The sequence below is a fragment of the Flavobacterium sp. LK-23 genome, assembly GCF_058135255.1.
On record NZ_JBYUVT010000003.1, the window covers coordinates 352,550 to 379,020 of the forward strand.

General features: G+C 30.7%; 22 protein-coding genes. 8 read left to right on the top strand and 14 right to left on the bottom strand.

Translation table 11 applies throughout. The features are described from left to right. Positions 1 to 8: 8 nt before the first annotated feature. From AC3Y25_RS07165 to AC3Y25_RS07215, 11 genes are all read right to left on the bottom strand, one after another. Positions 9 to 1,424, bottom strand: a complete 1,416-nt coding sequence (locus tag AC3Y25_RS07165) for an undecaprenyl-phosphate glucose phosphotransferase (RefSeq protein ID WP_489902251.1) — start codon at positions 1,422 to 1,424, stop codon at positions 9 to 11. Positions 1,425 to 1,598: 174 nt separating this feature from the next. Beyond that, entirely contained in the window at positions 1,599 to 3,968 is a 2,370-nt protein-coding gene (locus tag AC3Y25_RS07170; protein ID WP_489902252.1) for a GumC family protein, read from the bottom strand. A gap of 20 nt (positions 3,969 to 3,988) precedes the next feature. Continuing rightward, a complete protein-coding gene (locus AC3Y25_RS07175; RefSeq protein WP_489902253.1) occupies positions 3,989 to 4,756 on the bottom strand; it encodes a polysaccharide biosynthesis/export family protein in 768 nt (255 codons plus the stop codon). A gap of 135 nt (positions 4,757 to 4,891) precedes the next feature. Further along, positions 4,892 to 6,310, bottom strand: coding sequence for an undecaprenyl-phosphate glucose phosphotransferase (locus AC3Y25_RS07180; protein WP_489902254.1), 1,419 nt, complete (start codon positions 6,308 to 6,310; stop codon positions 4,892 to 4,894). 18 nt (positions 6,311 to 6,328) lie between these two features. Further along, positions 6,329 to 7,423: a DUF1972 domain-containing protein gene (locus tag AC3Y25_RS07185; protein ID WP_489902255.1), complete on the bottom strand. Its 1,095-nt coding sequence runs from the start codon at positions 7,421 to 7,423 to the stop codon at positions 6,329 to 6,331. Positions 7,424 to 7,529: 106 nt separating this feature from the next. Then, positions 7,530 to 8,669 carry a glycosyltransferase family 4 protein gene (locus tag AC3Y25_RS07190; protein ID WP_489902256.1) on the bottom strand — a complete coding sequence of 380 codons (1,140 nt, stop codon included), beginning with the start codon at positions 8,667 to 8,669 and terminating at the stop codon, positions 7,530 to 7,532. Continuing rightward, complete coding sequence (locus AC3Y25_RS07195; RefSeq protein ID WP_489902257.1) at positions 8,669 to 9,724, bottom strand: polysaccharide pyruvyl transferase family protein; 1,056 nt, start codon at positions 9,722 to 9,724, stop codon at positions 8,669 to 8,671. The genes AC3Y25_RS07190 and AC3Y25_RS07195 overlap by 1 nt, the downstream gene beginning before the upstream one ends. A gap of 2 nt (positions 9,725 to 9,726) precedes the next feature. Further along, positions 9,727 to 10,938 (bottom strand): oligosaccharide flippase family protein, encoded by a 1,212-nt coding sequence (locus AC3Y25_RS07200; RefSeq protein ID WP_489902258.1) that lies wholly within the window; start codon positions 10,936 to 10,938, stop codon positions 9,727 to 9,729. After that, positions 10,932 to 12,206 (bottom strand): O-antigen polymerase, encoded by a 1,275-nt coding sequence (locus AC3Y25_RS07205; protein ID WP_489902259.1) that lies wholly within the window; start codon positions 12,204 to 12,206, stop codon positions 10,932 to 10,934. The genes AC3Y25_RS07200 and AC3Y25_RS07205 overlap by 7 nt, the downstream gene beginning before the upstream one ends. Then, entirely contained in the window at positions 12,207 to 13,187 is a 981-nt protein-coding gene (locus tag AC3Y25_RS07210) for a beta-galactosidase (RefSeq protein ID WP_489902260.1), read from the bottom strand. A gap of 5 nt (positions 13,188 to 13,192) precedes the next feature. Next, a complete protein-coding gene (locus AC3Y25_RS07215) occupies positions 13,193 to 13,618 on the bottom strand; it encodes an adenylyltransferase/cytidyltransferase family protein (RefSeq protein WP_489902261.1) in 426 nt (141 codons plus the stop codon). A 324-nt stretch (positions 13,619 to 13,942) separates the two neighbouring features. Here AC3Y25_RS07215 and AC3Y25_RS07220 point away from each other — a divergent pair, with 324 nt between their 5' ends. From AC3Y25_RS07220 to AC3Y25_RS07235, 4 genes are all read left to right on the top strand, one after another. Next, complete coding sequence (locus AC3Y25_RS07220) at positions 13,943 to 14,908, top strand: T9SS C-terminal target domain-containing protein (protein WP_489902262.1); 966 nt, start codon at positions 13,943 to 13,945, stop codon at positions 14,906 to 14,908. A gap of 90 nt (positions 14,909 to 14,998) precedes the next feature. After that, positions 14,999 to 16,861 (top strand): ABC-F family ATP-binding cassette domain-containing protein, encoded by a 1,863-nt coding sequence (locus tag AC3Y25_RS07225; protein WP_489902263.1) that lies wholly within the window; start codon positions 14,999 to 15,001, stop codon positions 16,859 to 16,861. Between the two features lie 137 nt (positions 16,862 to 16,998). After that, on the top strand, positions 16,999 to 17,481 hold the full coding sequence (locus AC3Y25_RS07230) for an FKBP-type peptidyl-prolyl cis-trans isomerase (RefSeq protein WP_489902264.1): 483 nt from the start codon (positions 16,999 to 17,001) through the stop codon (positions 17,479 to 17,481). A gap of 21 nt (positions 17,482 to 17,502) precedes the next feature. Beyond that, on the top strand, positions 17,503 to 18,282 hold the full coding sequence (locus AC3Y25_RS07235; protein WP_489902265.1) for an O-methyltransferase: 780 nt from the start codon (positions 17,503 to 17,505) through the stop codon (positions 18,280 to 18,282). 57 nt (positions 18,283 to 18,339) lie between these two features. On the opposite strand, the gene AC3Y25_RS07240 is transcribed toward AC3Y25_RS07235, so the two are convergent. Continuing rightward, positions 18,340 to 18,999, bottom strand: a complete 660-nt coding sequence (locus AC3Y25_RS07240) for a DUF6565 domain-containing protein (protein ID WP_489902266.1) — start codon at positions 18,997 to 18,999, stop codon at positions 18,340 to 18,342. A 290-nt stretch (positions 19,000 to 19,289) separates the two neighbouring features. Here AC3Y25_RS07240 and AC3Y25_RS07245 point away from each other — a divergent pair, with 290 nt between their 5' ends. The 4 genes from AC3Y25_RS07245 to secA all read left to right on the top strand — a co-directional run bounded on the left by AC3Y25_RS07245 (position 19,290) and on the right by secA (position 24,597). Next, positions 19,290 to 19,982 carry an ABC transporter ATP-binding protein gene (locus AC3Y25_RS07245; RefSeq protein WP_489902267.1) on the top strand — a complete coding sequence of 231 codons (693 nt, stop codon included), beginning with the start codon at positions 19,290 to 19,292 and terminating at the stop codon, positions 19,980 to 19,982. A 130-nt stretch (positions 19,983 to 20,112) separates the two neighbouring features. Continuing rightward, positions 20,113 to 20,682 (top strand): cob(I)yrinic acid a,c-diamide adenosyltransferase, encoded by a 570-nt coding sequence (locus AC3Y25_RS07250; protein ID WP_095931074.1) that lies wholly within the window; start codon positions 20,113 to 20,115, stop codon positions 20,680 to 20,682. A gap of 261 nt (positions 20,683 to 20,943) precedes the next feature. Continuing rightward, the gene (locus AC3Y25_RS07255) at positions 20,944 to 21,165 is read left to right on the top strand and encodes a DUF2795 domain-containing protein (protein WP_007138072.1); all 222 of its coding nucleotides are present in this window, start codon (positions 20,944 to 20,946) and stop codon (positions 21,163 to 21,165) included. Positions 21,166 to 21,252: 87 nt separating this feature from the next. Continuing rightward, positions 21,253 to 24,597 carry a preprotein translocase subunit SecA gene (gene secA / locus AC3Y25_RS07260; protein WP_427874970.1) on the top strand — a complete coding sequence of 1,115 codons (3,345 nt, stop codon included), beginning with the start codon at positions 21,253 to 21,255 and terminating at the stop codon, positions 24,595 to 24,597. A 175-nt stretch (positions 24,598 to 24,772) separates the two neighbouring features. Here secA and AC3Y25_RS07265 read toward each other — a convergent pair whose 3' ends face one another. Further along, positions 24,773 to 25,438, bottom strand: coding sequence for a TrmH family RNA methyltransferase (locus AC3Y25_RS07265; protein ID WP_095931076.1), 666 nt, complete (start codon positions 25,436 to 25,438; stop codon positions 24,773 to 24,775). Between the two features lie 60 nt (positions 25,439 to 25,498). After that, a complete protein-coding gene (locus AC3Y25_RS07270; RefSeq protein WP_489902268.1) occupies positions 25,499 to 26,467 on the bottom strand; it encodes a sulfotransferase family protein in 969 nt (322 codons plus the stop codon). Between the last annotated feature and the right edge of the window lie 4 nt (positions 26,468 to 26,471).

Consider the following 26,471-nt stretch of genomic DNA (forward strand, 5'->3'; position numbering starts at 1 on the left):
AAAACTTACTAATAAGCATTTTCTTCTCCCTGAATAATATTCATAATTGTTCTAATTATAATCTTAATATCCAATAGCAAACTCCAATTTTCTATATACCAAATATCGCATTCTATTCTATTTTGCATATCAGAAAGCTTTTTTGTTTCTCCTCGATAACCATTTACTTGTGCCCAACCCGTAATTCCTGGTTTAGCATAATGACGAACTGAGTAATTATCTATAAGTTCCCCATATTCTTTGGCTAAATTGACCATATGGGGTCGTGGACCTACTACAGACATGTTTCCGAAAAGGACATTAAAAAATTGAGGCAACTCGTCAATACTTGTTTTACGCATAAAGGCTCCAAATTTTGTTATACGTAAATCTCCTTTTTTTGCTTGTTTATTATGTGCCAAATCATTTAGGTGCATGCTTCTAAATTTAAAACATGAAAATGATTTATTGTCACGACCAGAACGATCTTGCCTAAAAAATACAGGTCCAGTTGATTCCAATTTTATAATTATCATCACTATTGGAAAGAGCCAAGGAAAGATCGAAATTATAACAAGTGTAGAAAAACAAAGATCAAATATTTTTTTTAAAAGTCGGTTTATTGCTAATTCTAAAGGTTCAGGACGTAGCATTAACACAGGTGTATTTTCATAAAAAGCTACCTCAACCTTACTAGATTTTGTATACAGCTGAAAATCAGGAACAAACTTAATTCTGACCAAGTTTTGCTCACATACTTTTGTTAACTCATTTATTACTTTAATATTATCTATATGCAAAGCGACATACACTTCTTCTATTTCTTCTCTAATAATAAACTCCTGTACATCATCAAATCCTCCTATAACTGGAATATATTGATTTTCGATTTCATTCTTTTGATCAAAAAAACCTAAAAATTTATATCCATATGTTAAATCTTTAGCTAATATTTTCCGCATCTTTTCTCCTGTTTCATTAGCACCTACAATAATAATTTTTTTAAAATTATAACCTTTAGCTCTAATATATTTTAAGAGTTTCATTAGTATATATCGGGAGATCATCAGTAAAGTGAAAAAAAGCAGGTAAAAATATAACAACCTGAGCCTTGAAATGTCTGTATACTTTAAAAAAACCACAAAAAAGACTATTAATGCGACATGGATAAGAATCTTTTTAATTGTTCTTTTTAAAATTGATTCGATATATTCTATCCTTATAATTCTATGAGAATCTTTTTGCATTAGTAAAACGATCCAGATCAGGTTCGCTAATAATGAAATCGTTTTTTCGTCTTTCAAAAAAAGCTTGTCTGTATCTCCAAATCTTGTCATAGCAGACAGATATACAGCAAAATTTAATAATAAAAGATCCCAGCACACAAATAATAGTTTAGAGTAACGCGAAAAACGATATCGTGATAGGTTTTGTAAAAAATTCATTTTCAAGCTTTTTGTCTGAGTAAGATTTGTTTTTAGTCTAAATGACGAAAATAGTATTTTAATTATTGCTATATACTATTTTTAAGTCAATTCTTGTGAAACATTAAATTAACAATACAGATCAATTGTTTGCAAAAAAAAACGGTTCAAAATATTTTGAACCGTTTTCTTATTTTAGCCGATAATTTTTTTAAGCCATCCTCTTTTCTCCAACTTCTCTCCATAACCATAACTATACTTTCCTTTCGAATTTGTATCATTAAGAACAATACACATATTAGGAAGCTTTTTATCTCTAAAAAATCTGTTTGCAATAGATATCATTCGTTTTTCTAAAAATCTGGCACGCATTACATAAACAAACGTGTCAGCATTTTTTGCTATAAGCAATGTATCTGTTACAAGGCTAGCTGGAGCAGTATCTGCTATAATATAATCATATTCTGCTTTTAATTTTTCAAATAACTGATCTACTTTTTTGTTCGTCAACAATTCAGGCGGATTTGGGGGGACTATTCCTCCCGGCAAAATATAAAAATTCTCATATTTATCATGCTTTACAATATAATCCTCAATTTCTTTATTGTTTGAAGACAAAAAATTTGTAAGCCCTTCAGGAGGAAGATTAATATATTCATTCAGTTTTGGACTTCTAATATCCATACCTATGAGTAAAACCTTTTTTTCTAATAATGCAAAACTGGCTGCTAAATTTGTCGAAATAAATGTTTTTCCTTCGGAAGCTAAAGTTGAAGTTACAAATATCGTTTTTGCTTTACCTTCTTCACCTTTATTCAGCATAAATCCAAGATTGGTTCTAACAATACGAAGCGCTTCTGCAGAACTACTCCTGCTATTAGGTTTGATTAATTCTGACACATGCTCGCAATGAGGCACATCTCCTATAAACGGAATTTGCGTTTTCCCTTCTAAATCATCTCTGCTTTTAATTTTAGTATTTAATAAATCATCTGCATAAATAATACTCAACGGGATCAATATCCCAAATAAAATTCCTGCTAGATAAATTATCTTTTTCTTTGGACTTACTGGATTTTTTTCTGCTTTTGCCGTATCAATTATTCGAGCATTAGGTTCAGTTGCAGCTAATGAAATTGCAGTTTCTTCTCTCTTTTGCAATAAGTATAAATACAGTTCTTCTTTTACTTTTTGCTGTCTTGCTATTATTCTAAATTGACGTTCTTGAACTGGAATTTTTTCAATTTTACTATTCAAAACTCCTTCTTTAGTTTTTAGATCGCGATTTTGAATTTGTAAATTAGACTGCATCCTATTTAAAGTTTCTGCTACATTAAGTTTTAACAAACTTATTTGCTGGTCTAATTTTACAACTGTTGGATTCTCATTTGTTGCCGATTTCAAAACTCGATTACGATCTAAAACCAATTGATTATAGGAATTAATCAAATTAGATGCATCTCCTTTATCTAAAATTAGATTAGAAGGTAACAAATCTGAATTTGAACTTTTTTTAATAAAATCAAGCAACGAATAAACTACGTTTAACTGAATTTCAGTTTCAATCCCTTTTTTATCATATTCATTTGAACTTTCAACATACAGCTTTGCATCAGATTCAATATCAGTTAGTCGATTTGATTTTTTGAAACTTTCAACATTTTGTTCTACACCATCAAGTTCTTTAGTAATTAGAGCAAGCCTGTTGGAAATAAAATTAGAGGTGTTTTCTGAAATGAAATTTTTATCTTGTTTTGCACTCTCATTATAAATCTCAACCATGTTATTTAAAAACTCCTCTGCCTTTTTTGCAACTGGATCTGAAATTGAAATACTAACCACACTACTGGTTTTACTAATAGGCTCTACTTTGAGTTTTTTTCTAAAATCTTCTGTCAAATCATCTAATGGTTTTATCAAAATACAGATAGATTTCTCTCCATTTGAATAAAAATCAGAAAAAAAAGCTGTTTTGTTTACCACTAAAGTTCCTATTTTCGTGAAAATTTTTTCTCCAAATCTAAACCCTTTCTTAGGCGATACTATAGAGCTTTCCTTATTTTCAGTTTTCTCTACCAATGAAAAAGTTTCAGCAGTTATTAATTCGCAATTAAGATTAATACTTGCCTCTTTAAATGATGGCATTTTGTTTACAAAATGAATTTCTATCGGAGCTTCGCCATATATATCACGTTCTATAAAATTTTCCTCATGAAACAAAGCAACATTTAAATTAAGTTTCAAAATTGTACTTTCTGCCAAAGTTCTTGATTTTAAAATTTCAATTTCATTGTCAATATTACTCTTCACACTTGCCCCCAAACCCAAATCTGAAAAAGCGGAAAGTTCTGAAAGCATTCCTCCTTTTTTCTCATCCTTAACAAGTATTGTAGTTGAAGCCTCATAAAAAGCTGTTGAAAATCTTAAATATAAGAAAGCCAACAACAGGCCTATTATAATACTCAATAAAAAACAACGCCAATGAACTAAATATTTTTCTAATTGTTGTTTAAGACCAAGATCTTCGATATCATCATCTTCAACATCATTATAAAACTCTTTCATTATAATTTATTATTTCGATTTTATTTAAAAATTAGAACTGAAAGCGAAACTAAAATAGAGATCGCAGAAATGATTACAGAAGTATTTGGACCAACGGCCGAAGAATTCACTCTAGTTTTATTAGGTTCAACATACACTACATCATTTTGAGCCAAATAGTAAAAAGGGGAATTAATAAAGTCTGATTTTGTTATATCAACTCTATTATAAGTTTTTTGTCCGTTGTTTTCTCTAATAACCAGAATATTATTTCTCTTACCATAAATAGTTAAATCTTTGCCCATACTTAAAGCTTCTATCAAAGTAATTCTCTCTGAAACAACTGAATAAGTTCCAGGTAAATTAACCTCACCCTGTAATGAAATTTTAAAATTTGTTATACGAAGATTTATGATTGGATTTTTAATATACTTAGTGATTTTACTTTGCATGAACTGAAGTGCTTCTGTACGAGTAAGTCCACCTATTTTAATATTTCCCAATACCGGAAATTCTATATTTCCATTTTGATCAACCAGATACGTCTGTACCGTTTCCTGAGCACGGGCAATATCTGCTTTATTATTGTTCGAAATACTGTAAGTCTTTAAGTTAAAAGGTACAGCTGCTTCGGGATCATCAGAAGAAACGAGAATCATTAACAAATCATCAGGTTGTATTTTAATTTCGTAAGAACTCAGATTTTGTTCTTTTGATAACGAATCAATATCTTGATAATAAACTATATTTTTTCTTGAAGCACAAGAAAAAAACACAAACAAAAGAGATAAAAAAACAATTTTTTTCATCAAAAAAATACAATAAAATTTCATTTGTTTTATTTTTTTTAAAAAAATCGTAAACATCAATAACAAAATAAAAAAGTCTATTCTGCTAGCGCATTACATTATAAGGAATCTCATTTTTTAATTATAGAAGTAAAATTAGTAGGCATTTTTTTCTCCATGAAAAGCATTGAGAACTGTTTTTATTATGATTTTTATATCTAAGAGCAAACTCCAATTTTCAATGTACCAAATATCAAACTCTACTCTGTTTTCCATATCGATAAGTTCTTTGGTTTCACCGCGATATCCATTAACTTGAGCCCAACCTGTTATACCTGGTTTTGCATAATGACGAACCAAATAATTATTGATTAATTCTTTATATTCTTCTGTATGGTATAACATGTGAGGTCTTGGTCCAACAACTGACATATGCCCAAAGAGAACATTAAAAAATTGCGGGAGTTCATCGATGCTTGTCTTTCTCATAAAAGCGCCAAATCTTGTAACACGCTTATCTCCTTTCTGAGCTTGTTTTTTATTCGAAACATCATTTACATGCATGCTTCTAAATTTTAAACATAAAAATGTTTTATTATCTCTTCCTGATCTCTCTTGTTTAAAAAAAACTGGTCCTGGAGATTCAATTTTAATAATAGCCATGAGAACAGGAAACAGCCAAGGAAATATTAATATTATAATTAAGAAAGAAAAACAAATATCAAAAATCTTTTTTAAAACTCTATTTGATGTGTTTTCTAATGGCTCTCTTCTAGACATTAGAACAGGCGTATTTTCATAAAAAGAAATTTCAACTCTACTAGACTTAGTATATAATTGAAAGTCTGGAATAAATTTAATTCTTACCATCTGTTGTTCACATATTTCAATTAGCTTATTGATGACATCAATATCATCAATATGAAGCGTTATATACATTTCATCAACATGATTTTTTTTTATAAAATCTTGAATATCATCAAATCCTCCTAAAAAATTTGCTAATACTGAATTTGACATGTTATCTGGTTTGTCAAAAAAACCCAGAAATCTGTAACCATAAGTCAAATTTTTAGCTAAAATTTTACGAATACGTTTTCCTGCGTCATTTGCACCTACAATAATAACATTGCGAAAATTATAGCCCCTCGCTCTAACATATTTCAGAAGTTTCATCGAAAAAATTCGTGAAAAAATTAAAAATGAAAAGAAAAAAATATAGAAATAAAACAATTGTAATCTTGAAATATCCGAATAATCTAAAAAGACAACAAAAATGGCTACAATAGCACTATGGATAATAACTTTTTTTACGGTTCTAGACAATATAGACTCTATGGTTTCTACCCTTATAATTCTATAGGAGTCTTTATATAAAAGAAGACCAAGCCAAATTAAATTCCCTAATAAAGATATCGTTTGTACCTCCTTCAAAAAAAACTTGTCTAAACTTTCAAACTTAAGTAATCCAGAAATGAGAATTGAAATATTTATTAATACAATATCCCAAAGGATAAATATGATCTGGAAATATCTTGAAAAACTATATTGCGATAATTTTTGTAAAATTTTCATAAAGATTTCTACTAAAATTTATTTTACAATAGAGGTGAAATGATTAACATATTGATTAATAATAATCTCCCAATCATACATCTCGTTTATCTTCTTTGTGTTTTCAATTAGCATGGACTGAATCCCAGAATCTTCATATTTTGCATTCATTAAATGCTGTGCCACATCATCATCATTTGTAAAATAAAGAGCATGCTCTTCTAAAATATATCTATTAAAATCATTATTGTGTGCGCAAATCAGACTATTAGACGCCATTGCTTCTAATAAAGAAGGATTTGTCCCGCCTACAGTATGTCCGTGAAAATAAATATTAGAGTAATATCGAAGATTATTTAGAATTTCTATATTGTAAATGCCTCCTAAGAACTGAATGTACGCAAATGAAGAATACTTCATTTTTAAATAATTTCCATATTTAGTATTATGATTTCCAATAACTAAAAAAGGTCTTGAAGGATTTGATTTTGTAACTCCATCAAGGATTATCTCTATACTATTTTCTGGTTCTAACCTGGCAATTAGCATATCATATTTATAAGGCTTTAAACCATAACGCTCTATAACTATATAATCACTATTAACAAAGAGACTGGCTCCATAAGCAATATAAGTTGATGTCACTTTGTATTTCTTTTCTAAATAATTTTTAATACCGATTGAATCAGAAATTAAGTAGTCGCTATGTTTTATTACCAGTGATTCTGAGTAATGAAGAAATTTTCTAATTATTTTAGAGTATTTGCTTCTTTTCCATTCTAGGCCATCCATATTAGTTGTAACAATAGATTTTCTTGGCATTAACCAATTCCAAACTGCACTGCTTGTATACCCTAATTGCAGAATAATATCGCAGTCGCGTTTTCTAACATCGAGAATACAATTTAAGTCATAAATGAACTGTCCTGCAGTTCCTAATTTATCTTCAGGATCATAACAGTGTACAATTTTGACACCTTTCCACTGTTTTTCTTTATAAGGATGATTGTGAGAGTTGTAAACAATAACTTCAAAACCTCTTTTTATTAATCCTAAAGCTAAATATTCGGCACATTGCTCAAAGCCTCCGTAATAATTAGGAATTCCTCTTGTTCCTATAATTGCGATTTTCATTTAAATTACTAATTAATTTATAAAATATACTTGACTAAAAAGTTGATTAAACTGTCTAAAACAAGTAGTTATTTGCATAAAAGAAAATGTGACTTTTAATTTTGAGTTATTTTGAAAGAATTAGATCATAAAATTTTTTAGTCAATTGTCCTATTCTAATCCAGTTATAATTATCTCGAATTATAAGATTTGCATTATTTTTAACTTTCATTAGATTAGACTTATTAGAAATTATTTCTCGAATTTTATGAGCTAAATCTTGAGCGTTTTCATTTTGAAATAAGAAACCGTTTTCATTATGATTAATAATTTCTTTAAAAGGATCTAAGTCAGAACAAAGTACAGGCTTTCCATAACTTAGAGTTAGAAGCAATACCCCGCTTTGATAAATATTGCGGTAGGGCAAAACAACTAAGTCTGCTTTTTGATAAAATGTAACGACTTCGTTGTCTGGAATATATCTAAAATCCGTTATAACTCTATCCTCTATTTCAAGTGTCTTTATTATTTCTTGATATTTTCCCAGTTCATCTTTCCAGACCTTACCTGCTATGGTTAACTCAACGTAGCATTTTTTTTTTTTCAAAATACTTATTGCCTTAAGTAAAACATCTAACCCTTTTACTTTTTTTATTTGTCCGAAAAACAAGAGTGAAAACTTGTCTTTGTCTATAGATTCAACATGTGGCAAATTATTAATAAATGGTAAATAATTACCATGGGGAATTATCGCTTTTGGAATAGGTAAATTAAATTTACTATCTAAAGCTTTTAACGAACTTTTATTATGAACAATTATACCATCGATATACTTAAAACATCTTTTCTCAATAATTCTGTTTGCTTTTTTATAAAAAGAATTGATATCATGAAGTGTAATTATCATTTTAAAATTATTCATTCGAGCATACCAAAGAATAAACAGATCAATGCTTCTAAATGAAAAAAAATGCAAATGAATAATTTTTATATTTCTTTTTTTTAAATCTGAAATTGCCAAACAGTGGCCAATTAGATACTTAAAAACTTTAATAAAAAAGTTTCTTTTCCACATTTTTTTAAAACAAATGAAAGTTTGTACATTATCATATTTTCTTTCATTGGTTTCACTACACGTATAATAAACTACTTTTACATTATTCTCAGCTAATCCCATTGCCAAGCCATAATCATAATAATCCATTCCTCCATGCCCTCCTACTGGTTCAATTAAACCAATTGAAAAATCCTTTACCCTCATGATCATTATTTACTATATTTTGCAAGTACATTCAGAATACTTTGTCTCTTATTTTCAAGATTACCTATTTTAGGCTTTTGAAAATCTGGAATATATTCTTCGAAATTATTCCTGCCAATCAACCTTGAATTTTCGTTTGTATCTTCTACAAATTTTTTGTTCTTATCTGAATAGTTAAACAATGCATACGGAACACTCAGATTTTGCGCTATAACCGCAGGGTGCAAACGTGAACTAATTACAAATTTTGAATTTTTAATAGCTATAAGAGAATCTTCAACTTTGTATCCAAAAACATTATTTACAACAATTCCATTTTGCACAAATAATTCATTCGCTATTCGGCTTTGTTTATCATCTACTTCCAAATCGCAAATTAAATTGACAATTCTTTTTATACTTAAATGTTTACAAACAGCAATAGCAAGACCAGTTAAATAATTGTTTACTTTTTCATTATTTACGTATTCATAACTCGATAAATCACGGCAACAAAAAACAATATAGTCACTAGAATCAGACTTGTTTTGAATTGTATTGATATGCGCTATATCAGGCACATGTTTAATCTTATGTTTAAATAAATTAAACGTTAAATTATTAGCTCTCAGTAAAGATTTTTCATCTCTAAAATATAATGCCTTAGATAATAAAACAGCTGTAAAAACTATAAGTTTAGTTTTTGCTTTATGATCTGAATCAATTCCGACTCCTAAATACAATATTGAAACTTTAGCAAAATATGCTTCGATCATATATTTTAGTCCTCCTGTTCCTCCTTGATCCATAAAACAAGTCCCACCGCCCCAGATAATATATTTAGAACCTTTTACTGTTTTAAAAAAATTACTATAGCTAACTTTCTTATCTCCCGTTAGACCAAAAATTTGAATTTTATTTCTATGAGCATTCAATAAAAGTGAATCACACAAATTATCCTCATTCCCATATGTATAAATATTTATTTGATTATAATGCTGACCATAATAATCAATAAGTGAAGTAAGCATTAATAAATCTCCAAAATTACTTCCGTAATAGCCTATAAACGAAATCTTCATTTTTAACTTATTGCCTTATTGTTAAAATATTTTAAAAAAATTATCGTGTAAATAACAGCCGTAAGAACCTCACTTAAAACAAAAGATATTGATAAAGATTCTTCTCCTATATTTCGGAGAGAAAGCATCAAAAAAACCTGGAATATAAGTCCTGAAAATGATGCTGAAACTTTGCGTTTTATGCATTTTTCATTTAAAAGAGCTGCGCCAATTCCTGTTGAGTAAAAACGAAATGGTAAACTAATAGCCAAAATATTTAATAAATGGGCTGAATTTTTAAAGGTAGCGGGATACAATAATTTTATAACTATTTCTGAAGATGCATAAACCACAATAAAAAACAATATACCCAATACAAATGCGACAATGGAATGTTGCAGACTTGTGATTTTTAATACGGTTTTTTCTAACTTATAATATTGAGGAAGAAGATATGTTCCAAATATTAGATTAGGAAGTATATAACATGCGGTAAGTAATACAATAGCAGAAGAATAAATCCCTGAAGTATTAGATCCAAAAAGATACATTGCCATAATAATGGATAATTGGATCTGGACAACATTTATAGTTCCATTAAAAGAATACAAAAATGATTCTTTAAAAAAAGAAAAGAATACACTTTTAGATTGCTTAAAAAATAAAAGTTGAAATATTTTATTTTGATCGATAAGTTTCAAAAGGATTACAAAGGAGCCCAGATTTGCAAAAAACAGTAAAATAGTTGTATTGGTTAAAGTTGGTGATAGAAGGAATAGAAATAAAATTGTAACAACTCGTAATAAGGGATTAATTATCTGTGCTATCGAAACCTTGGCAAAATTTTCTGAAACCTGAGCATAAGAAATAACAAAATATTGAAATGCAATTGGCAAATAAAAAGAGGCCAAACAAAGTGCCTGAATAATATCTAATCCTGTATTAAAAAAAATAAACTGACTAACAATGATTGCAATGATTATGTTTATCAAAATGCATTTTAGAGCTACGGAAAAATATTCATCGTATCTATTTTCATCAACACATGCTTTACGTAAAAACAAACCTCCAACGCCCATTCCTGCAAAAGGTCCAATCATCGTAAGTGAAGAATTTGCCGCTGCATAAATACCAAATTGATGCATTGGCAATTTATGACTTAACAAAACCTGCAAGAGAAAAGTTGCTCCAGCTGCGCCAACTCCAGAACATAGTATTCTTACTAACTTTAACATTTATTAAATAATAATGAAGATCTTTTATAAAAGAATGGTCGTTTGGCATTTATCATCGAGTGGCAGAATTTATGAATAGATATGAATACAAACAGCCATACAATACTAACAGACTGTGCAGAAATACCCGAGGTAATAATCTTTGATCCAATTTCTAAACACACTATATACAAGAATATATCAAATAGTGTTTTCTTTTCTATAATAAACCTGTTATACAATCTCCTAATTATATATCCAAATAAAAAACATCCAATTATAATTCCGGGATATCCAAAATTGACATAAAAATCTCCCATAATTGTGGGAGGAATTCCAAATCCTTCAAATTCTAACTCTGTAACCTCTTTGAGCCATGATTGATAATCTATTTGTTTACCTGGAAGAGCAGTCAACAAGTCCTTGAAAAAAGTTCCTCCATATTCAAAACTATCTTTTTTTATAAAAGCAGATAATACTTTTTCTAAATTTGATATATAGATCAAGAACCTATAAAGAAATGTTGTTTTCAAATCAACAGTAGTCATGCTGTCAGGATTTCTAAACATTTCAAATAAATTAACAAAAAGTAATCCCGCTATCGTAAAAATCGTCATTTTTTTTATTGGAATAAACGAGTATAGAAAATGTCTAGCCATAAATACGTACAAACAGAGCCATAGAAAATATCTTCGCGAACCAGTTCCTGTCATGACAGCTCCAACGAGAATGGTTAAGACAAATAAGAAGGCTTGTTTATTATCATATAAGTAGGTATACAATGCCAATAATAAAATTCCATACATACTCAACGTCATCAAATAAAGAAAATACCCATTACCGCCCACACCCAGCGCCATTACTCTTGCGACTTCTTTATTAGGAGCAAGAATAGGTATACTGCCAGCTCTCATAAAAAAGATAACTGCAGCTACTAAGCCTATTATGATAAATAAATATCCTGTTGATTTAAATTTCCAGCTTCTGCGTTGCTTTCTAATTTTACAAATAACAAATTCTGTCTTACTATTAAAAACCAATTTTCCAGATGCAGCTGCGTAATATCCTAAATTAATAGATGAGTATCCTAATAATATTATAAAAGATACAAGCTGATAGTTTGCTGTGTTAAAAAGTTCTGCTGAAAAGAAATAAAGTGCTATAGGACCAATTCCTATTAGAATAATAAAGTATAAATTAAGAAAAATTTCAGGCTGAAAAAAGTCCTTATTATTTTTATTATAAATTGAAAAAAAATAAACGACAAAACTTATAAAAAATAAAATCATTTATCTCGGGTTTAAAAATCCTGCAATAACATCTTCGCTCCAAATTTCTAACCATGCAGGTCCAATTTTATCTGCTTTTAACAACATATTGTAAAAATCTTGGTTTGTATTACTTATATTAGAATATATACGTATTGCTTGTAACATTATACTTTGAGTATGCAATTGCAAAACAAGATCTGCATATTGATTCCCTTTATTAAACCATTGCTCTTCAGTAAAAGCAAAAGCTGCAATTTTTATTCTTTTCCTGTATTTTAAAGTACAATATCTAATCAGTTCCTTAGAAACTAAATCGGTTCTTTCAGAGCCATAGGTATCATGGATGGCTAATGTTAAAACTGTATGAGGAAACAGCTCTATAAACTCATCAATAATTTTCTTCCAATTTTCAGTGTATTTGAAATAACTAAAGCTAACTCTACTTAATTCTTTATTAGAGCAAATTAAATTAGTTTCAATACCATTTGTATTGCTTCCTCCAGTAATTTCAATTGCATTAAAAATATTTTGATTTTGATCTACGATAACTTTTAGTTGTAATAAAAAAAACTTAAAGAAATCATTAAAAGTTTTATCCCAAGGCAATGGTGACTTTGCTTGACAAAGTTTTCCTTTTTCAACATAATTATCGGAATGTTCCCAATACAAATATTTTACATGCTTGTTTTCTAACCAATCAGGAGACCATCGGCCAGTTAGAACTCCTAAGTTTATTTTTTTGTTATATTGTTTAGTTATAGTCAAAATTCTCTCCAAAGAAGCAAAATCATATATATTCTCCTCAGGATTTAACTTAGACCAACCGACATAATATGTTATACCCGCTACTTGAGGATTTTCTAATACCTTAATTAAATTCGCATCAGAGGTATTACTTCTCACAATAGCATAAATAGGAGTTTTGAATTCATTATGATTGCCTTTAACGTTAATACATAAAAGGGAAATTAAAATAATATAATAGCTGTTTATTCTCACAAAAGTTATTTTGTTTTTATTAACTCTTTAACAGCAACTTCTTTTCTCAACCCACTACTAGAAAAACGGTGATCACGTTTGTTAAAATATAGCTCTATTCCTTTTTCAGCGCAATAATTTTTCCCTGTAAAGTTTTTATTCTGATATTCTTCACCAATAATACGAACATCAATTTTATGGGAACGCAGAATATCTTCTAAATCTCGCTCTGTTGTGTAAGGAATAATTTCATCAACAAATTTGCATCCTTTAAGTTGGATATATCTTTCAACGACTGTTTGTGTAGGGCTATTTTTTTCAGGACGATCTAAAGCAGGATCTATCTGTAATCCAACAATTAAATAGTCGCATTGGTTTTTAGCCTCTTCTAACATTTTCACATGACCAGCATGCAGTAAATCAAATGCACTAAACGTAATTCCTATCTTCATATCTAGTAATAATTAGCAAAAAAAATAAAAAAGCATAGCTCCGCTCTTCCAACTCACATGAATCAGACTCAAATCCTAGTTTTTAAATAAAAAACCTTAAAAAAATCGTAATTTTAAATGAGGTAAACTTTTTTATTTTTTGCAAAAGTAATTTAGACAAGGTATATTTAAAAGTCAAAATGAAAGAAATGTCTTATTTTAATACAAAAAAAACGTACTCTTCCTCTTTCAAAAAAAAGCAATACTCAAAATATTTTAAAATCTATGACAACTCATCTTAGTTTTAAAAGCTATTTTTACAGAGGAATTAAACCAAATCTTTAAATGAAAAAAACGCTATTATTTTTTTTATTATTTTTCACGTCAGCCCATAGTCAAATTCCTAGCTGTAACGATCCGCAAGCAGAAAATTACAGTTCATCATCTCTACAAAACAATGGAAGTTGCAATTACAAAAAACTAAAAATCAGACCTATATATTCTCATCATCTTAACGTTTCTATACGAGAAACCTCTGGCTTAATTGCTTTTCAAAATTTACTCTGGACACATAATGACGATCATGACACTACAATTTATGGCTTAGATACATTAGGACAAATCAAAAAGAAAATTATTCTTCCCGAAACTATCAATCACGATTGGGAAGAAATATCGCAAGACAGCACACATCTTTATATCGGCGATTTTGGCAATAATTATTCTGGAAATAGAACCGATTTGAAAATTCTTAAAATTGAAAAAACATCTTTTTTAGAGGAAAATCCGAAAATTGAAACTATTGTATTTTCTTATTCTGACCAAACTGATTTTTCTCCATCAAAACCAAACAAAACCGATTTTGATTGTGAGGCATTTATTGTTTCTAAAGACAGTATCTATCTGTTTACCAAACAATGGAAATCGTCTAAGACCAATATTTACGCTTTATCAAAGCAAGAAGGGACACAAATTGCAAAACTTAAAGCAACACTTGACACCAAGGGTCTGGTTACTGGTGCCACTTATTTAGAAAACAAAAAACTAATTATTTTGTGCGGCTATACTAAAGTGGGAAAACCTTTTTTATATCTGCTTTACGATTTTAAAGATCAAGATTTTTTATCTGGAAATAAAAGGCGAATCGATTTAAAACTTCCTTTTCATCAAATTGAAGGAATTGCGACGAAAGATGGTTTACATTATTTCTTAACGAATGAATCTCTTGTTCGAAAACCAGTTATAAATGTTCTTCAGCAAATTCATTATTTCGATTTAAGTTCCGTTCTAAGGTTGTATCTCCATAAATAATTCGCAAATGCAAGATAATAGTTTACTTTTGCAGAAAGTTATGCTTTAGAAAACATTCATAACTCATAATTTATAACTTATAATTACAAAGTGAATTACTTATCAGTCGAAAATATATCAAAGTCATTTGGAGAAAGAGTCCTTTTTGACAACATTTCTTTTGGAATTAATAAAGATCAAAAAATCGCTTTTATTGCAAAAAATGGTTCTGGAAAAACAACCATAATGAGCATTATTAATGGTTTGGAAGAACCAGATACGGGACAAGTTGTTTTAAGAAAAGGAATCAGAATGGCATTTCTATCGCAAGACAATAATCTTCAAGATGAGCTTACGATCGAAGAAAGTATTTTTGCCTCAGATAATGAAGCACTTAAAGTTATTGAAGCTTATGAAAAGGCTTTAGAAAATCCTGCTGACGAAGAAGCTTACCAAAAAGCTTTTGATGCTATGGATCAACATAATGCATGGGATTTTGAAACGCAATACAAACAGATTTTATTTAAATTAAAGCTGGAAGATTTTAAACTTAAAGTTAAAAATCTTTCTGGAGGACAGAAAAAACGTCTTTCGCTAGCCATAATTCTAATCAATCGTCCAGATTTATTGATTCTAGATGAGCCAACCAACCATTTAGATCTAGAAATGATCGAATGGCTTGAAAGTTATTTTGCTAAAGAAAACATCACTCTGTTTATGGTAACGCACGACCGTTTCTTTTTAGAGCGCGTTTGTAATGAAATTATAGAATTAGACAACGGAAAACTATACCAATACAAAGGAAATTATTCTTACTATTTACAGAAAAAAGAAGAAAGAATTACTTCTGAGAATGCCAGTATTGACAAAGCAAAAAACTTGTTTGTAAAAGAATTAGAATGGATGCGCCGCCAGCCAAAAGCGAGAACAACCAAATCTAAATCACGTCAGGATGATTTCTATGTTATTAAAGAAAAAGCACAAAGCCGCCGAAAAGAAAATAAAGTGGAGCTTGAAATTAATATGGAAAGAATGGGAAGCAAAATCATTGAGCTTCATAAACTTTCTAAAAAATTCAAAGACCGAGTTATTCTTGACAATTTCAGTTTTGATTTTCAACGTGGGGAAAGAATCGGAATTATCGGTAAAAACGGAACTGGAAAATCGACTTTCTTAAATCTTTTGACAGGAACAATTGCTCCAGACAGCGGACGCGTTGTTAAAGGAGATACTATAAAAATTGGTTATTACACACAATCTGGAATTAATCCAAAGCCTGGACAACGTGTTATTGATATTATAAAAGAATACGGAGAGTATATTCCGTTAACAAAAGGAAAAATTATTTCGGCTTCGCAATTATTGGAGCGTTTTCTTTTTGATGCCAAAAAACAATATGATTATGTTGAGAAATTAAGCGGTGGAGAACTAAAGCGTTTATACTTGTGTACGGTTTTAATTCAGAATCCGAATTTCTTGATTCTAGATGAGCCTACAAACGATTTGGATATTGTTACGCTTAACGTTTTAGAAAGTTTCCTTTTGGATTATCCGGGATGTTTATTGGTAGTTTCTCACGACCGTTACTTTATGGATAAAATTGTCGATTATTTATTTGTCTTTAGAGGACAAGGCGAAATAGAGAATTTCCCAGGAAACTATTCTGACTTCAGAGCTTACGAAGACAGTGCTGATGTTGCCCAAAAAGAAGAAAACAAAGCAGAAAAGAAAGACTGGAAACAAAACAATCCAACAGGAAATCTAAGCTTTAACGAACAAAAAGAATATCAGAAAATCGAAAGAGAAATTAAAGATTTAGAAGCTGAAAAAGCCAAAATCGAACAATTATTCTCTGACGGAAAAATTGCAGATGCCGATATCGAGAAAAAAGCAAACGAACTTCAAAACATAATCAATAAAATCGAAGCAAAAGAAGAACGCTGGTTTGAACTTTCTGCTAAACTTGAAGGATAGTTATTACACTGAGATTCACAAAGAAATCGCAGAGCTACGCAAAGTTTTTTTTGTGAATCTTTGAGTTTTCTTTGGGAATCTTTGTGAAACAAAAAATTACCTTTTACCATATTAAATATTTTAAAAAAAAATCCACAATGAAAAAACTATTAGCCGCAGTACTTACTTTAACCTTATTTATTTCTTGTAACAATACGGAAAAAGATACAGAAAAAGACCCATCTGAACCAGCAAAAGATTTCACAGAACAAAACGAAAAGGATATTAAAGATTATTTAACCAAAAATAATTTAACTGCAACCAGAACCGATTCAGGTCTTTATTATATCATTACAGAACCAGGCAATGGCGCTCAACCAACTTCTACTTCTAATGTAACTGTTGCTTATAAAGGTTATTATACAAACGGAAAAGTTTTTGATCAAAGTAAAGATACAGGAATTTCATTTGGTTTGAATCAAGTAATTAAAGGTTGGACAGAAGGTATTCCTTATTTTAAAGAAGGAGGATCTGGAGTTCTATTAATACCATCTCGCTTAGGTTACGGAAGTTATGATTATATGACAATACCGGGAGGTTCTGTACTTATTTTCGACGTAAAATTGATTAAAGTAAATTAATCTTTCATTCTAAATTTCTAAATGCTTTTTCAAATAAAATCTTATCTAAGCTTTCTTTGGCATTCTAAGAACGAACATGCCGTTCACTCGCCGTTTGTTTTTAATTTACTGACAAAATGTTTTTATGATAAGAAAACAAAACCTGAATATGAAATTCTAAAAAAATATAGAAAATCACTTTTAGGAAACAAAAACTTTATTGAAGTAACCGATTTTGGAGCAGGCTCCAGAGTTTTTAAATCAAATCGAAGACAAATTTCTAAAATTGCACAAACAGCAGGAATTTCGCCAAAACGAGCAGAATTATTGTTTCGTGTTACCAATTATTTTAAGCCAGAGAATATTTTAGAAATTGGAACTTCTTTGGGTTTGGCAACTTCTGCCTTAGCTTTAGGAAACCCGAAAGCAAAAGTCGTTACTATTGAAGGCTGTCCAAATACAGCAAATGTTGCCCAAAATCAATTGGCTGAATTTGATTGTAATAATGTTGAAAATGTAATTTCTGAATTTGAATCTTTTTTAATTTCTGAGAACATTCAAGCAACAAATTACAATCTGATCTATTTTGACGGAAATCATTCTAAAAAAGCCACTTTAGCTTATTTTGACCTTTTACTGCCAACAATCGACAATGATTCTGTATGGATTTTCGACGATATTCATTGGTCAGAAGACATGGAAGAAGCTTGGGAAATCATCAAAAATCATCCTCAAGTAAAAGTTACGATTGATACTTTTCAATGGGGATTTGTATTCTTTAGACGAGAACAACCTAAAGAGGATTTTATTATTCGAGCATAAAAAAAGACGATCATTTCTGATCGTCTTTTTTATTTTCTAATTCAAAATTTTAAAATCTTATTTTTTAGCGTCTTTGTTTTCTTCAGACTTAGCTCCCATTCTATTTACAGTATACATAGGTGCAAATTTAACTTTCAAACCAGCAATTTTACGATTATCTTCAGCTGTTAGACCTTCTTTTTCAACTGTATTTTTACGGCTGTCAAGAGCTTCATACATTAATTTAATTTCATCCCAGTCTTCTCTAGAATATTTATCTTTATTATTTTCTACAGTATGAACAAACTGCTGATAAACGCTATGAATGTTTTGGGCATTAACCCAGTTAAAACTCATATCATCACCAATTTTTCCTGCACCAAACAAAGAATCTCTTAATTGTTGTTTAGGACTAGGAGCTGGAGGGGCAAATTGGGCGGTCATTTCATTTTTAAATTCCTCGTACTTAATTTTGCTTGCATTTATTTTTTCTGTTGCGGCAGAATTGTCTTTAATATCAGCTAACGCAGCTTGCGCTTCCTGAGATCTTCTATCATATTCTGCTTCTACACTTTTCCAATTCTCTTTTAAGTCAGCAGCTGCAACATTTTTCACAGAGTCAACATAGATTACATAGTTGTCTACTGTTTTTTGAGCTCTTTCTTGTTTTTCATCTTTACACGATGTTAACCCTAATACTAATAAAGCAATTCCTGTAGCTATTTTGATATTTTTCATAATCTTGATTATTTAATTAATTGATTAATCAAATTTACCAAATGCTTTTCTTAATAAATTACATTATTATCATGTTTTTAAAATTAAAAACATCTTAAAACTATAAAACATTTAAAATAATGATAATATTACAATATAATTCTAAAAAGATATAACATTTTTCTTTTTTTAAACGTTTTATCCAAAACTGTATTTACGAAAGAGCATTTGTAACAAAAACCAATTCTCAACTACTTATCCTTTTTATTGAAAAGTGTTTTGTACTTTTAAATCCAAAATTGTAAAATAAAATGGCTGAACCATTAATTAAAATAACCGACATTAAACGAAATTTTACTTTAGGAAATGAAATCGTTTATGTTTTAAAAGGAATAGATCTAGAAATACAAAAAGGTGAATATGTCGCTTTAATGGGGCCTTCCGGATCAGGAAAATCTACATTAATGAATTTATTAGGCTGTTTAGATACTCCAACTTCGGGTCGTTATATTTTAAATGGAAAAGACGTGAGTAAAATGAAAGATGATGAACTGGCAGAAATCAGGAATAAAGAAATTGGTTTCGTGTTTCAGACTTTCAATCTTTTGCCAAGAACTACGGCTTTAGATAATGTTGCCTTACCTATGATTTATGCCGGTTACGGAAAATCTGAAAGAATTACTCGCGCCACAGAAGTTTTAAAACAGGTTAATCTTGCCGACAGAATGGATCACCAGCCAAATCAGCTTTCTGGAGGACAGCGTCAGCGTGTTGCAGTTGCGAGAGCATTAGTCAACAGACCCTCTATTATTCTAGCCGATGAGCCAACAGGAAACTTAGACAGTAAAACCTCTGTAGAAATCATGAAACTTTTTGGAGATATTCACGCACAAGGAAATACCGTAATTCTAGTAACACACGAAGAAGATATTGCAGCTTATGCGCACAGAATTATCCGTTTAAGAGATGGTCTAATTGAAAGCGACACGAGAAAAACTGTTTAATCGTTTAATCGGAAAAAGAAAAACTTATAATTTCAGTTCAATCCAGATAAATTCTAGGGATAGAATCTAGAAAAATAAGCTCAAAGAAGAGAAAACTTAGCATCTCAGAACCTTAGCATCTTTAAAAAAAATGAAAGTATATACCAAAACAGGCGATAAAGGCACAACAGCTCTTTTTGGAGGAACGCGTGTACCAAAAGACCATATTAGAATTGACAGTTATGGAACTGTTGACGAATTGAATTCTTATATCGGATTGATTCGCGATCAGGAAATGGATTCTCATTATAAAACTATTTTAATAGAGATTCAAGACCGCCTTTTTACTGTTGGTGCCATTTTGGCAACTCCACAAGAAAAAGAAGTTTTGAAAAACGGAAAACTTCGCTTAGAAAATCTCGGCATAATTGACTCAGATATCGAATTACTGGAAAACGAAATAGATAAAATGGACGAAAGTCTTCCGCCAATGACTCATTTTGTTTTACCAGGCGGCCATCCTACCGTGTCACATTGTCATATTGCTCGCTGTATTTGTCGTCGTGCAGAACGATTAGCAGTACATTTAAGTCATAATGAACACGTTCCTGAAATAGCAATCACGTACTTAAACCGACTTTCTGACTACCTTTTTGTCTTGGCACGAAAGTTGTCCTCAGACTTAAAAGCGGAGGAAGTGAAATGGATACCCAGAAAATGAATTTTCTGAAAATTCCAAATTTTTGAAATCCCAAATTCCAAGAGAAAAATTTAAATTCTTTTGAATTTATAAAAAACAAAAAAGCCTTCCAACATTGGGATTTGGAATTTAAATATTGGTTTTTAAACTTCTTTTTTGAAGTTTGGAATTTAAAAATTGGAATTTAATAATCGACGTTCTTAAATTTTATTAAAATAAATCAAAATTTACTTGTCTTTTTCAGTAAAAAATTTATTTTTGCACAAACTAAACAGATAACAGATGTATTGGACATTAGAATTAGCATCTTATTTAAGTGATGCGCCATGGCCTGCTAACAAAGATGAACTTATAGACTACGCTATCAGAGCAGGTGCTCCATTAGAAGTAGTAGAAAACCTTCAATCAATCGAAGACGAAGGTGAGATATATGAATCAATGGAAGAAATTTGGCCTGATTATCCAACAGACGAAGATTATCTTTGGAATGAGGATGAATATTAAAAAATAAACCAAAGGAAAAAGTCTCTCATCATAGAGACTTTTTTTTTGGTTCAAATACATATATATAATAAAGAAATACAATAAATCATGAGTTTCATAAACAGTATTATTAAAGTCTTTGTTGGCGATAAGTCGCAGAAAGATGTCAAAGCTTTACAACCTTACTTAAACAAAATTAAAACATTCGAAGCTCCTTTAATGAGTCTATCAAACGACGAATTAAGAGGAAGAACCGTTTATTTTAAAGACAGAATAAAAGAAGCTAGAGCTGATAAAGATGCTAAAATTGCTTCGCTTAAAGCAGAAGTAGAAAACATCGAAGACATCGATAAAAGAGAAGACATTTATGATGCAATAGATGCTCTTGAAAAAGAGGCTTATGAAATCTCTGAAAAAACTTTATTGGAAATTCTTCCAGAAGCGTTTTCTGTAGTAAAAGAAACGGCTCGTCGTTTTAAGGAAAACTCTCATATTGAAGTTACTGCAACTCCAAAAGACCGCGAATTCTCAGCAACAAAATCATACATTACTATTGATGGCGAAAAAGCGATCTGGGCAAATAAATGGAATGCTGCTGGAAAAGACATCACTTGGGACATGATTCACTATGATGTTCAGTTAATTGGTGGTATGGTATTACACGAAGGTAAAGTTGCTGAAATGCAAACGGGAGAAGGTAAAACTTTGGTTGCTACTCTTCCACTTTACTTAAATGCTTTGACAGGAAATGGAGTTCACTTAGTAACAGTGAATGACTACTTGGCAAAACGTGATAGTACTTGGAAGGCTCCTTTATTCGAATTTCACGGTTTATCTGTTGATTGTATCGATAATCACCAGCCGAGTACAGAGCAAAGAAAAAAAGCTTACGATGCTGATATTACTTACGGAACGAACAATGAGTTTGGTTTCGATTACTTAAGAGATAATATGGCGCACTCTCCAAGCGATTTAGTGCAGAGAAAACACAATTTTGCAATTGTCGACGAGGTTGACTCGGTATTAATTGATGACGCTAGAACACCTCTTATTATTTCTGGACCAGTTCCGCAAGGAGATCGTCACGAATTCAACGAATTGAAACCAAAAATCGAAAACTTAGTTGCACAACAACGTCAGTTAGCGAATGGTTTCTTAGCTGAAGCTAAAAAATTAATTAAAGAAGGTAATACTAAAGATGGAGGTTTCCAATTATTAAGAGCTTACAGAAGTTTACCTAAAAATAAAGCATTAATTAAATTTTTAAGTGAAGAAGGAATTAAACAATTACTTCAAAAAACTGAAAATCAATACATGCAAGATAACAATCGCGAAATGCACAAAGTAGACGAAGCTTTGTATTTTGTGATTGAAGAGAAAAACAATCAAGTAGAATTAACAGACAATGGTATTAAATACCTTTCTGGAGATACTGATGCAGATTTCTTCGTTTTACCAGACATTGGAACAGAAATCGCTGCAATTGAAAAACAAAAATTAGATAAAGACGCTGAAGCTGAAGCTAAAGAAAGATTATTCCAAGATTTTGGAGTAAAAAGCGAGCGTATTCATACTCTTACTCAACTTTTAAAAGCGTATGCTTTATTCGAAAAAGATGTAGAGTATGTTATCATGGACAACAAAATTATGATTGTCGATGAACAAACAGGTCGTATCATGGACGGACGTCGTTACTCAGATGGTCTTCACCAAGCGATCGAAGCAAAAGAAAACGTAAAAATCGAAGCTGCAACTCAAACTTTTGCAACTGTTACATTACAGAATTACTTCAGAATGTACAACAAACTGGCTGGTATGACTGGTACAGCGGTTACTGAAGCAGGTGAGTTATGGCAGATTTATAAATTAGACGTTGTTGAAATTCCAACAAACCGCGGAATTGCAAGAATCGATAAAGAAGATTATATCTACAAAACAACACGTGAGAAATTCAACGCTGTAATCGAAGATGTTACGGAACTATCTCAAGCTGGAAGACCAGTATTGATTGGAACAACTTCTGTAGAGATTTCAGAATTATTAAGCCGTATGCTTAAAATGAGAGGAATCACACACAACGTATTGAACGCTAAAATGCACAAGCAAGAGGCACAAATCGTTGAAGAAGCAGGTAAAGCTGGAGTTGTAACTATTGCAACAAACATGGCTGGTCGTGGTACCGATATTAAATTATCTCCAGAAGTAAAAGCTGCAGGAGGTTTAGCAATCGTGGGTACAGAGCGTCATGATTCTCGTCGTGTAGACAGACAGTTACGTGGTCGTTCTGGTCGTCAAGGAGATCCAGGAAGTTCTCAATTCTATGTTTCTCTTGAAGACAACTTAATGCGTTTATTTGGTTCTGAAAGAGTTGCGAAAGTAATGGACAGAATGGGATTGAAAGAAGGTGAAGTTATTCAGCATTCTATGATGACTAAATCTATCGAACGTGCTCAGAAAAAAGTAGAAGAAAACAACTTTGGTGTTCGTAAACGTTTATTAGAATATGATGACGTAATGAACTCGCAACGTGAAGTAGTTTACAAACGTCGTCGTCATGCATTGTTCGGAGAGCGTTTGAAACTGGATATCGCGAATATGCTTTATGATACTTGCGAATTAATCGTAAGCAACAGTAAAGTAACAAATGATTTTAAAGGATTTGAGTTTGATTTAATTCGTTATTTCGGAATCACTTCTCCAATTTCTGAAGCAGATTTCTTAAAATTATCTGATATTGAAGTTACTGGAAAAGTGTACAAAGAAGCTTTAGCTTTCTATACTGAAAAAACAGAAAGAAGCGCTAGAGAAGCTTTCCCAATTATCAAAGGAGTTTACGAAGAGCCAAATAACCATTTTGAAAGAATTGTAGTTCCATTTACAGACGGAATCAAGACTTTGAATGTCGTTACTGACTTGAAAAAAGCTTATGATAGCCAAGGCGCTCAATTAATTGCTGATTTCGAAAAGAACATCACACTTTCTATTGTTGATGAAGCTTGGAAAAAACACTTGCGTAAAATGGACGAATTGAAACAATCTGTTCAATTGGCTGTTCACGAACAAAAAGATCCATTGCTTATTTACAAATTAGAAGCTTTCAACTTGTTTAGAGGAATGTTAGACAACGTTAACAAAGAAGTTATTTCATTCTTATTTAAAGGTGATTTACCAGCTCAAAACGCTCCTGAAATTCACGAAGCAAGAGAAGTAGCTCGTCCAAAAGAAAATTTACAATTAAGTAAAGACGAAATTCCAAATAGCGAAAGCATCAACCGTGAAGCTGGAGAAACTCAACAACGTCAAGTTACTGAAACTATCGTTAGAGATATGCCAAAAATCAACAGAAATGATACGGTTGTAGTTCAAGAAGTTGCTACTGGTAAAACAGAAACAATGAAGTACAAAAAAGCTGAAGCTTTAATCGCAGCTGGAACTTGGGTTTTAATTAACTAATAAATTTTTAAGTATTCAGCCGCAGTATTCAATCACAGTTTACCAACTGATATTTTAAATCCATAAAAAAGACCGATAGTTTAAACTATCGGTCTTTTATTTTTTAGAAAATTATCTTTATTTCCCAATTCACTCCCTCGTCCTAGAACTGAGACTGATCACTAAATACTGAACACTAATCCCTCGGGTTATCCTGATAATAACGTTCTTCAATTCGTTTTATATCTTTTATAGAATTTTTAGCCCAAAGTAAACGTTTCACTAAAATTTCTTCCTCTGTCAATTTCCAATTAATATCAGATCTGCGAAGTCTATTGGTTAAACTTTGAATGATAATGGCAGCTGACACAGAAATATTCAAACTTTCTGTAAAACCAACCATTGGTATTTTTAAGAAACCATCGGCGTTGTCCATAATTTCTTGTGATAATCCTTCTTTTTCTGTCCCGAAGAATAAAGCACTTGGTTTTGTAATATCGAAATCTTCCAACATACAATCTTTCTCATGTGGAGTAGTAGCAATAATTTGGTATCCTTTACTTTTTAAATCAGAAAGGCATCCTGAAACCGAATCAAATCGATTGATGTCAACCCATTTTTGCGCACCCAAAGCAATTTCTTTATCGATTCTTTTTCCAAAACGCTGTTCAATTACATTCAATTCCTGAATTCCAAAAACTTCACAGCTTCGCATTACTGCGCTTGTATTATGCATTTGATAAACATCTTCTACTGCAACTGTAAAATGCTTTGTTCTATTTTCTAGTACTTTTAAAAAATTTGCTTTTCTGTTTTCTGTCAATATATTTTCTAAGAATGCGAGGTAATCTAAATCAATCATTTTATTTATGTTTGGCGCAAAAATAATAAATAAATGAGAAACAAGACTTCACCTTATTTTTCAACCTGCTAAATCTTCAATAAAATTGGCATTAAGTTTTTCGTGCAAAGCATGAAGCTGAGTCAAATTCACAGACAAAATATCGTCTTTATACGAATCTCCCGTAAAAATTGCTTGTTCATTTTTAGAATGTTTTTTAAGACGTTCCAGCATCGCGTTCAATTCACTTTCAGAAAAATCAGTATTAATAAAAGCTATGAATCGCTCTATTACATTCTTCATTCCATCATTGTAATTAAGCATCATTATATTTTGGTCTCTTTCATAAAAATCTAGAAAACTTTGAAAATATTTTTCTAAAACCAAAACTTGATATTGCTGAAAACTTATTTCTTCAATTTCTTTAGAAGTGATTCCGAAAACACTTGAAGGAATTAAATTTGGAACCATATGCATGCCTGCCATTTTTTGGTGCGATCTTAAAACTTCTGCTGGATTTCGATACAATAATGCAAACGGAATTTCAGGAAAAACAGATCTTAAATAAGAAGCTTTAAAAACACTCCAAGCATCTAGTTTTATGATCAAATGTTTTTGCTCAGAAAATCTTTTTTGCCCCAAGAATCTCAAAACCGATTTCAGCAAAGTGGTTTTGATGGCGGAATCAAAAGCATTACTTCTCAAAATCTGATCAATAATAGGAGCTTCAGAAACCATTATATTTTCAGATGAAGTGGCAAGAGACTGACTCAACATGGTAGATCCGCATCTTGACACATGAAAAACCAATCCTTTTAATTCTACAAAATCGAGTTCTTTAGACCAGTCAATAATATTCTCTGCTGTACTTATTAATTTAAATGATTTTGAATTGTAGTCATGGCTTTGGCATTTTACAATGGTTTCTTCAAAAAAAGGTTCTGCAAATGGTATATCAGCAAAATAAATCCATTCGAAATAAACCTCATTATCTTTTTCGATCAATTTAATCGGAATCCAATTTGAAATAAAATCTTTTACATTTTCCATTTTA

Excerpts from the sequence above, each read along its gene's own strand:
- AC3Y25_RS07165 (WP_489902251.1), bottom strand. The coding sequence starts at position 1,424 with ATGAATTTTTTACAAAACCTATCACGATATCGTTTTTCGCGTTACTCT.
- AC3Y25_RS07170 (WP_489902252.1), bottom strand. The coding sequence starts at position 3,968 with ATGAAAGAGTTTTATAATGATGTTGAAGATGATGATATCGAAGATCTT.
- AC3Y25_RS07175 (WP_489902253.1), bottom strand. The coding sequence starts at position 4,756 with ATGAAAAAAATTGTTTTTTTATCTCTTTTGTTTGTGTTTTTTTCTTGT.
- AC3Y25_RS07180 (WP_489902254.1), bottom strand. The coding sequence starts at position 6,310 with ATGAAAATTTTACAAAAATTATCGCAATATAGTTTTTCAAGATATTTC.
- AC3Y25_RS07185 (WP_489902255.1), bottom strand. The coding sequence starts at position 7,423 with ATGAAAATCGCAATTATAGGAACAAGAGGAATTCCTAATTATTACGGA.
- AC3Y25_RS07190 (WP_489902256.1), bottom strand. The coding sequence starts at position 8,669 with ATGATCATGAGGGTAAAGGATTTTTCAATTGGTTTAATTGAACCAGTA.
- AC3Y25_RS07195 (WP_489902257.1), bottom strand. The coding sequence starts at position 9,724 with ATGAAGATTTCGTTTATAGGCTATTACGGAAGTAATTTTGGAGATTTA.
- AC3Y25_RS07200 (WP_489902258.1), bottom strand. The coding sequence starts at position 10,938 with ATGTTAAAGTTAGTAAGAATACTATGTTCTGGAGTTGGCGCAGCTGGA.
- AC3Y25_RS07205 (WP_489902259.1), bottom strand. The coding sequence starts at position 12,206 with ATGATTTTATTTTTTATAAGTTTTGTCGTTTATTTTTTTTCAATTTAT.
- AC3Y25_RS07215 (WP_489902261.1), bottom strand. The coding sequence starts at position 13,618 with ATGAAGATAGGAATTACGTTTAGTGCATTTGATTTACTGCATGCTGGT.
- AC3Y25_RS07220 (WP_489902262.1), top strand. The coding sequence starts at position 13,943 with ATGAAAAAAACGCTATTATTTTTTTTATTATTTTTCACGTCAGCCCAT.
- AC3Y25_RS07230 (WP_489902264.1), top strand. The coding sequence starts at position 16,999 with ATGAAAAAACTATTAGCCGCAGTACTTACTTTAACCTTATTTATTTCT.
- AC3Y25_RS07235 (WP_489902265.1), top strand. The coding sequence starts at position 17,503 with ATGCTTTTTCAAATAAAATCTTATCTAAGCTTTCTTTGGCATTCTAAG.
- AC3Y25_RS07240 (WP_489902266.1), bottom strand. The coding sequence starts at position 18,999 with ATGAAAAATATCAAAATAGCTACAGGAATTGCTTTATTAGTATTAGGG.
- AC3Y25_RS07245 (WP_489902267.1), top strand. The coding sequence starts at position 19,290 with ATGGCTGAACCATTAATTAAAATAACCGACATTAAACGAAATTTTACT.
- AC3Y25_RS07250 (WP_095931074.1), top strand. The coding sequence starts at position 20,113 with ATGAAAGTATATACCAAAACAGGCGATAAAGGCACAACAGCTCTTTTT.
- AC3Y25_RS07255 (WP_007138072.1), top strand. The coding sequence starts at position 20,944 with ATGTATTGGACATTAGAATTAGCATCTTATTTAAGTGATGCGCCATGG.
- secA (WP_427874970.1), top strand. The coding sequence starts at position 21,253 with ATGAGTTTCATAAACAGTATTATTAAAGTCTTTGTTGGCGATAAGTCG.
- AC3Y25_RS07265 (WP_095931076.1), bottom strand. The coding sequence starts at position 25,438 with ATGATTGATTTAGATTACCTCGCATTCTTAGAAAATATATTGACAGAA.
- AC3Y25_RS07270 (WP_489902268.1), bottom strand. The coding sequence starts at position 26,467 with ATGGAAAATGTAAAAGATTTTATTTCAAATTGGATTCCGATTAAATTG.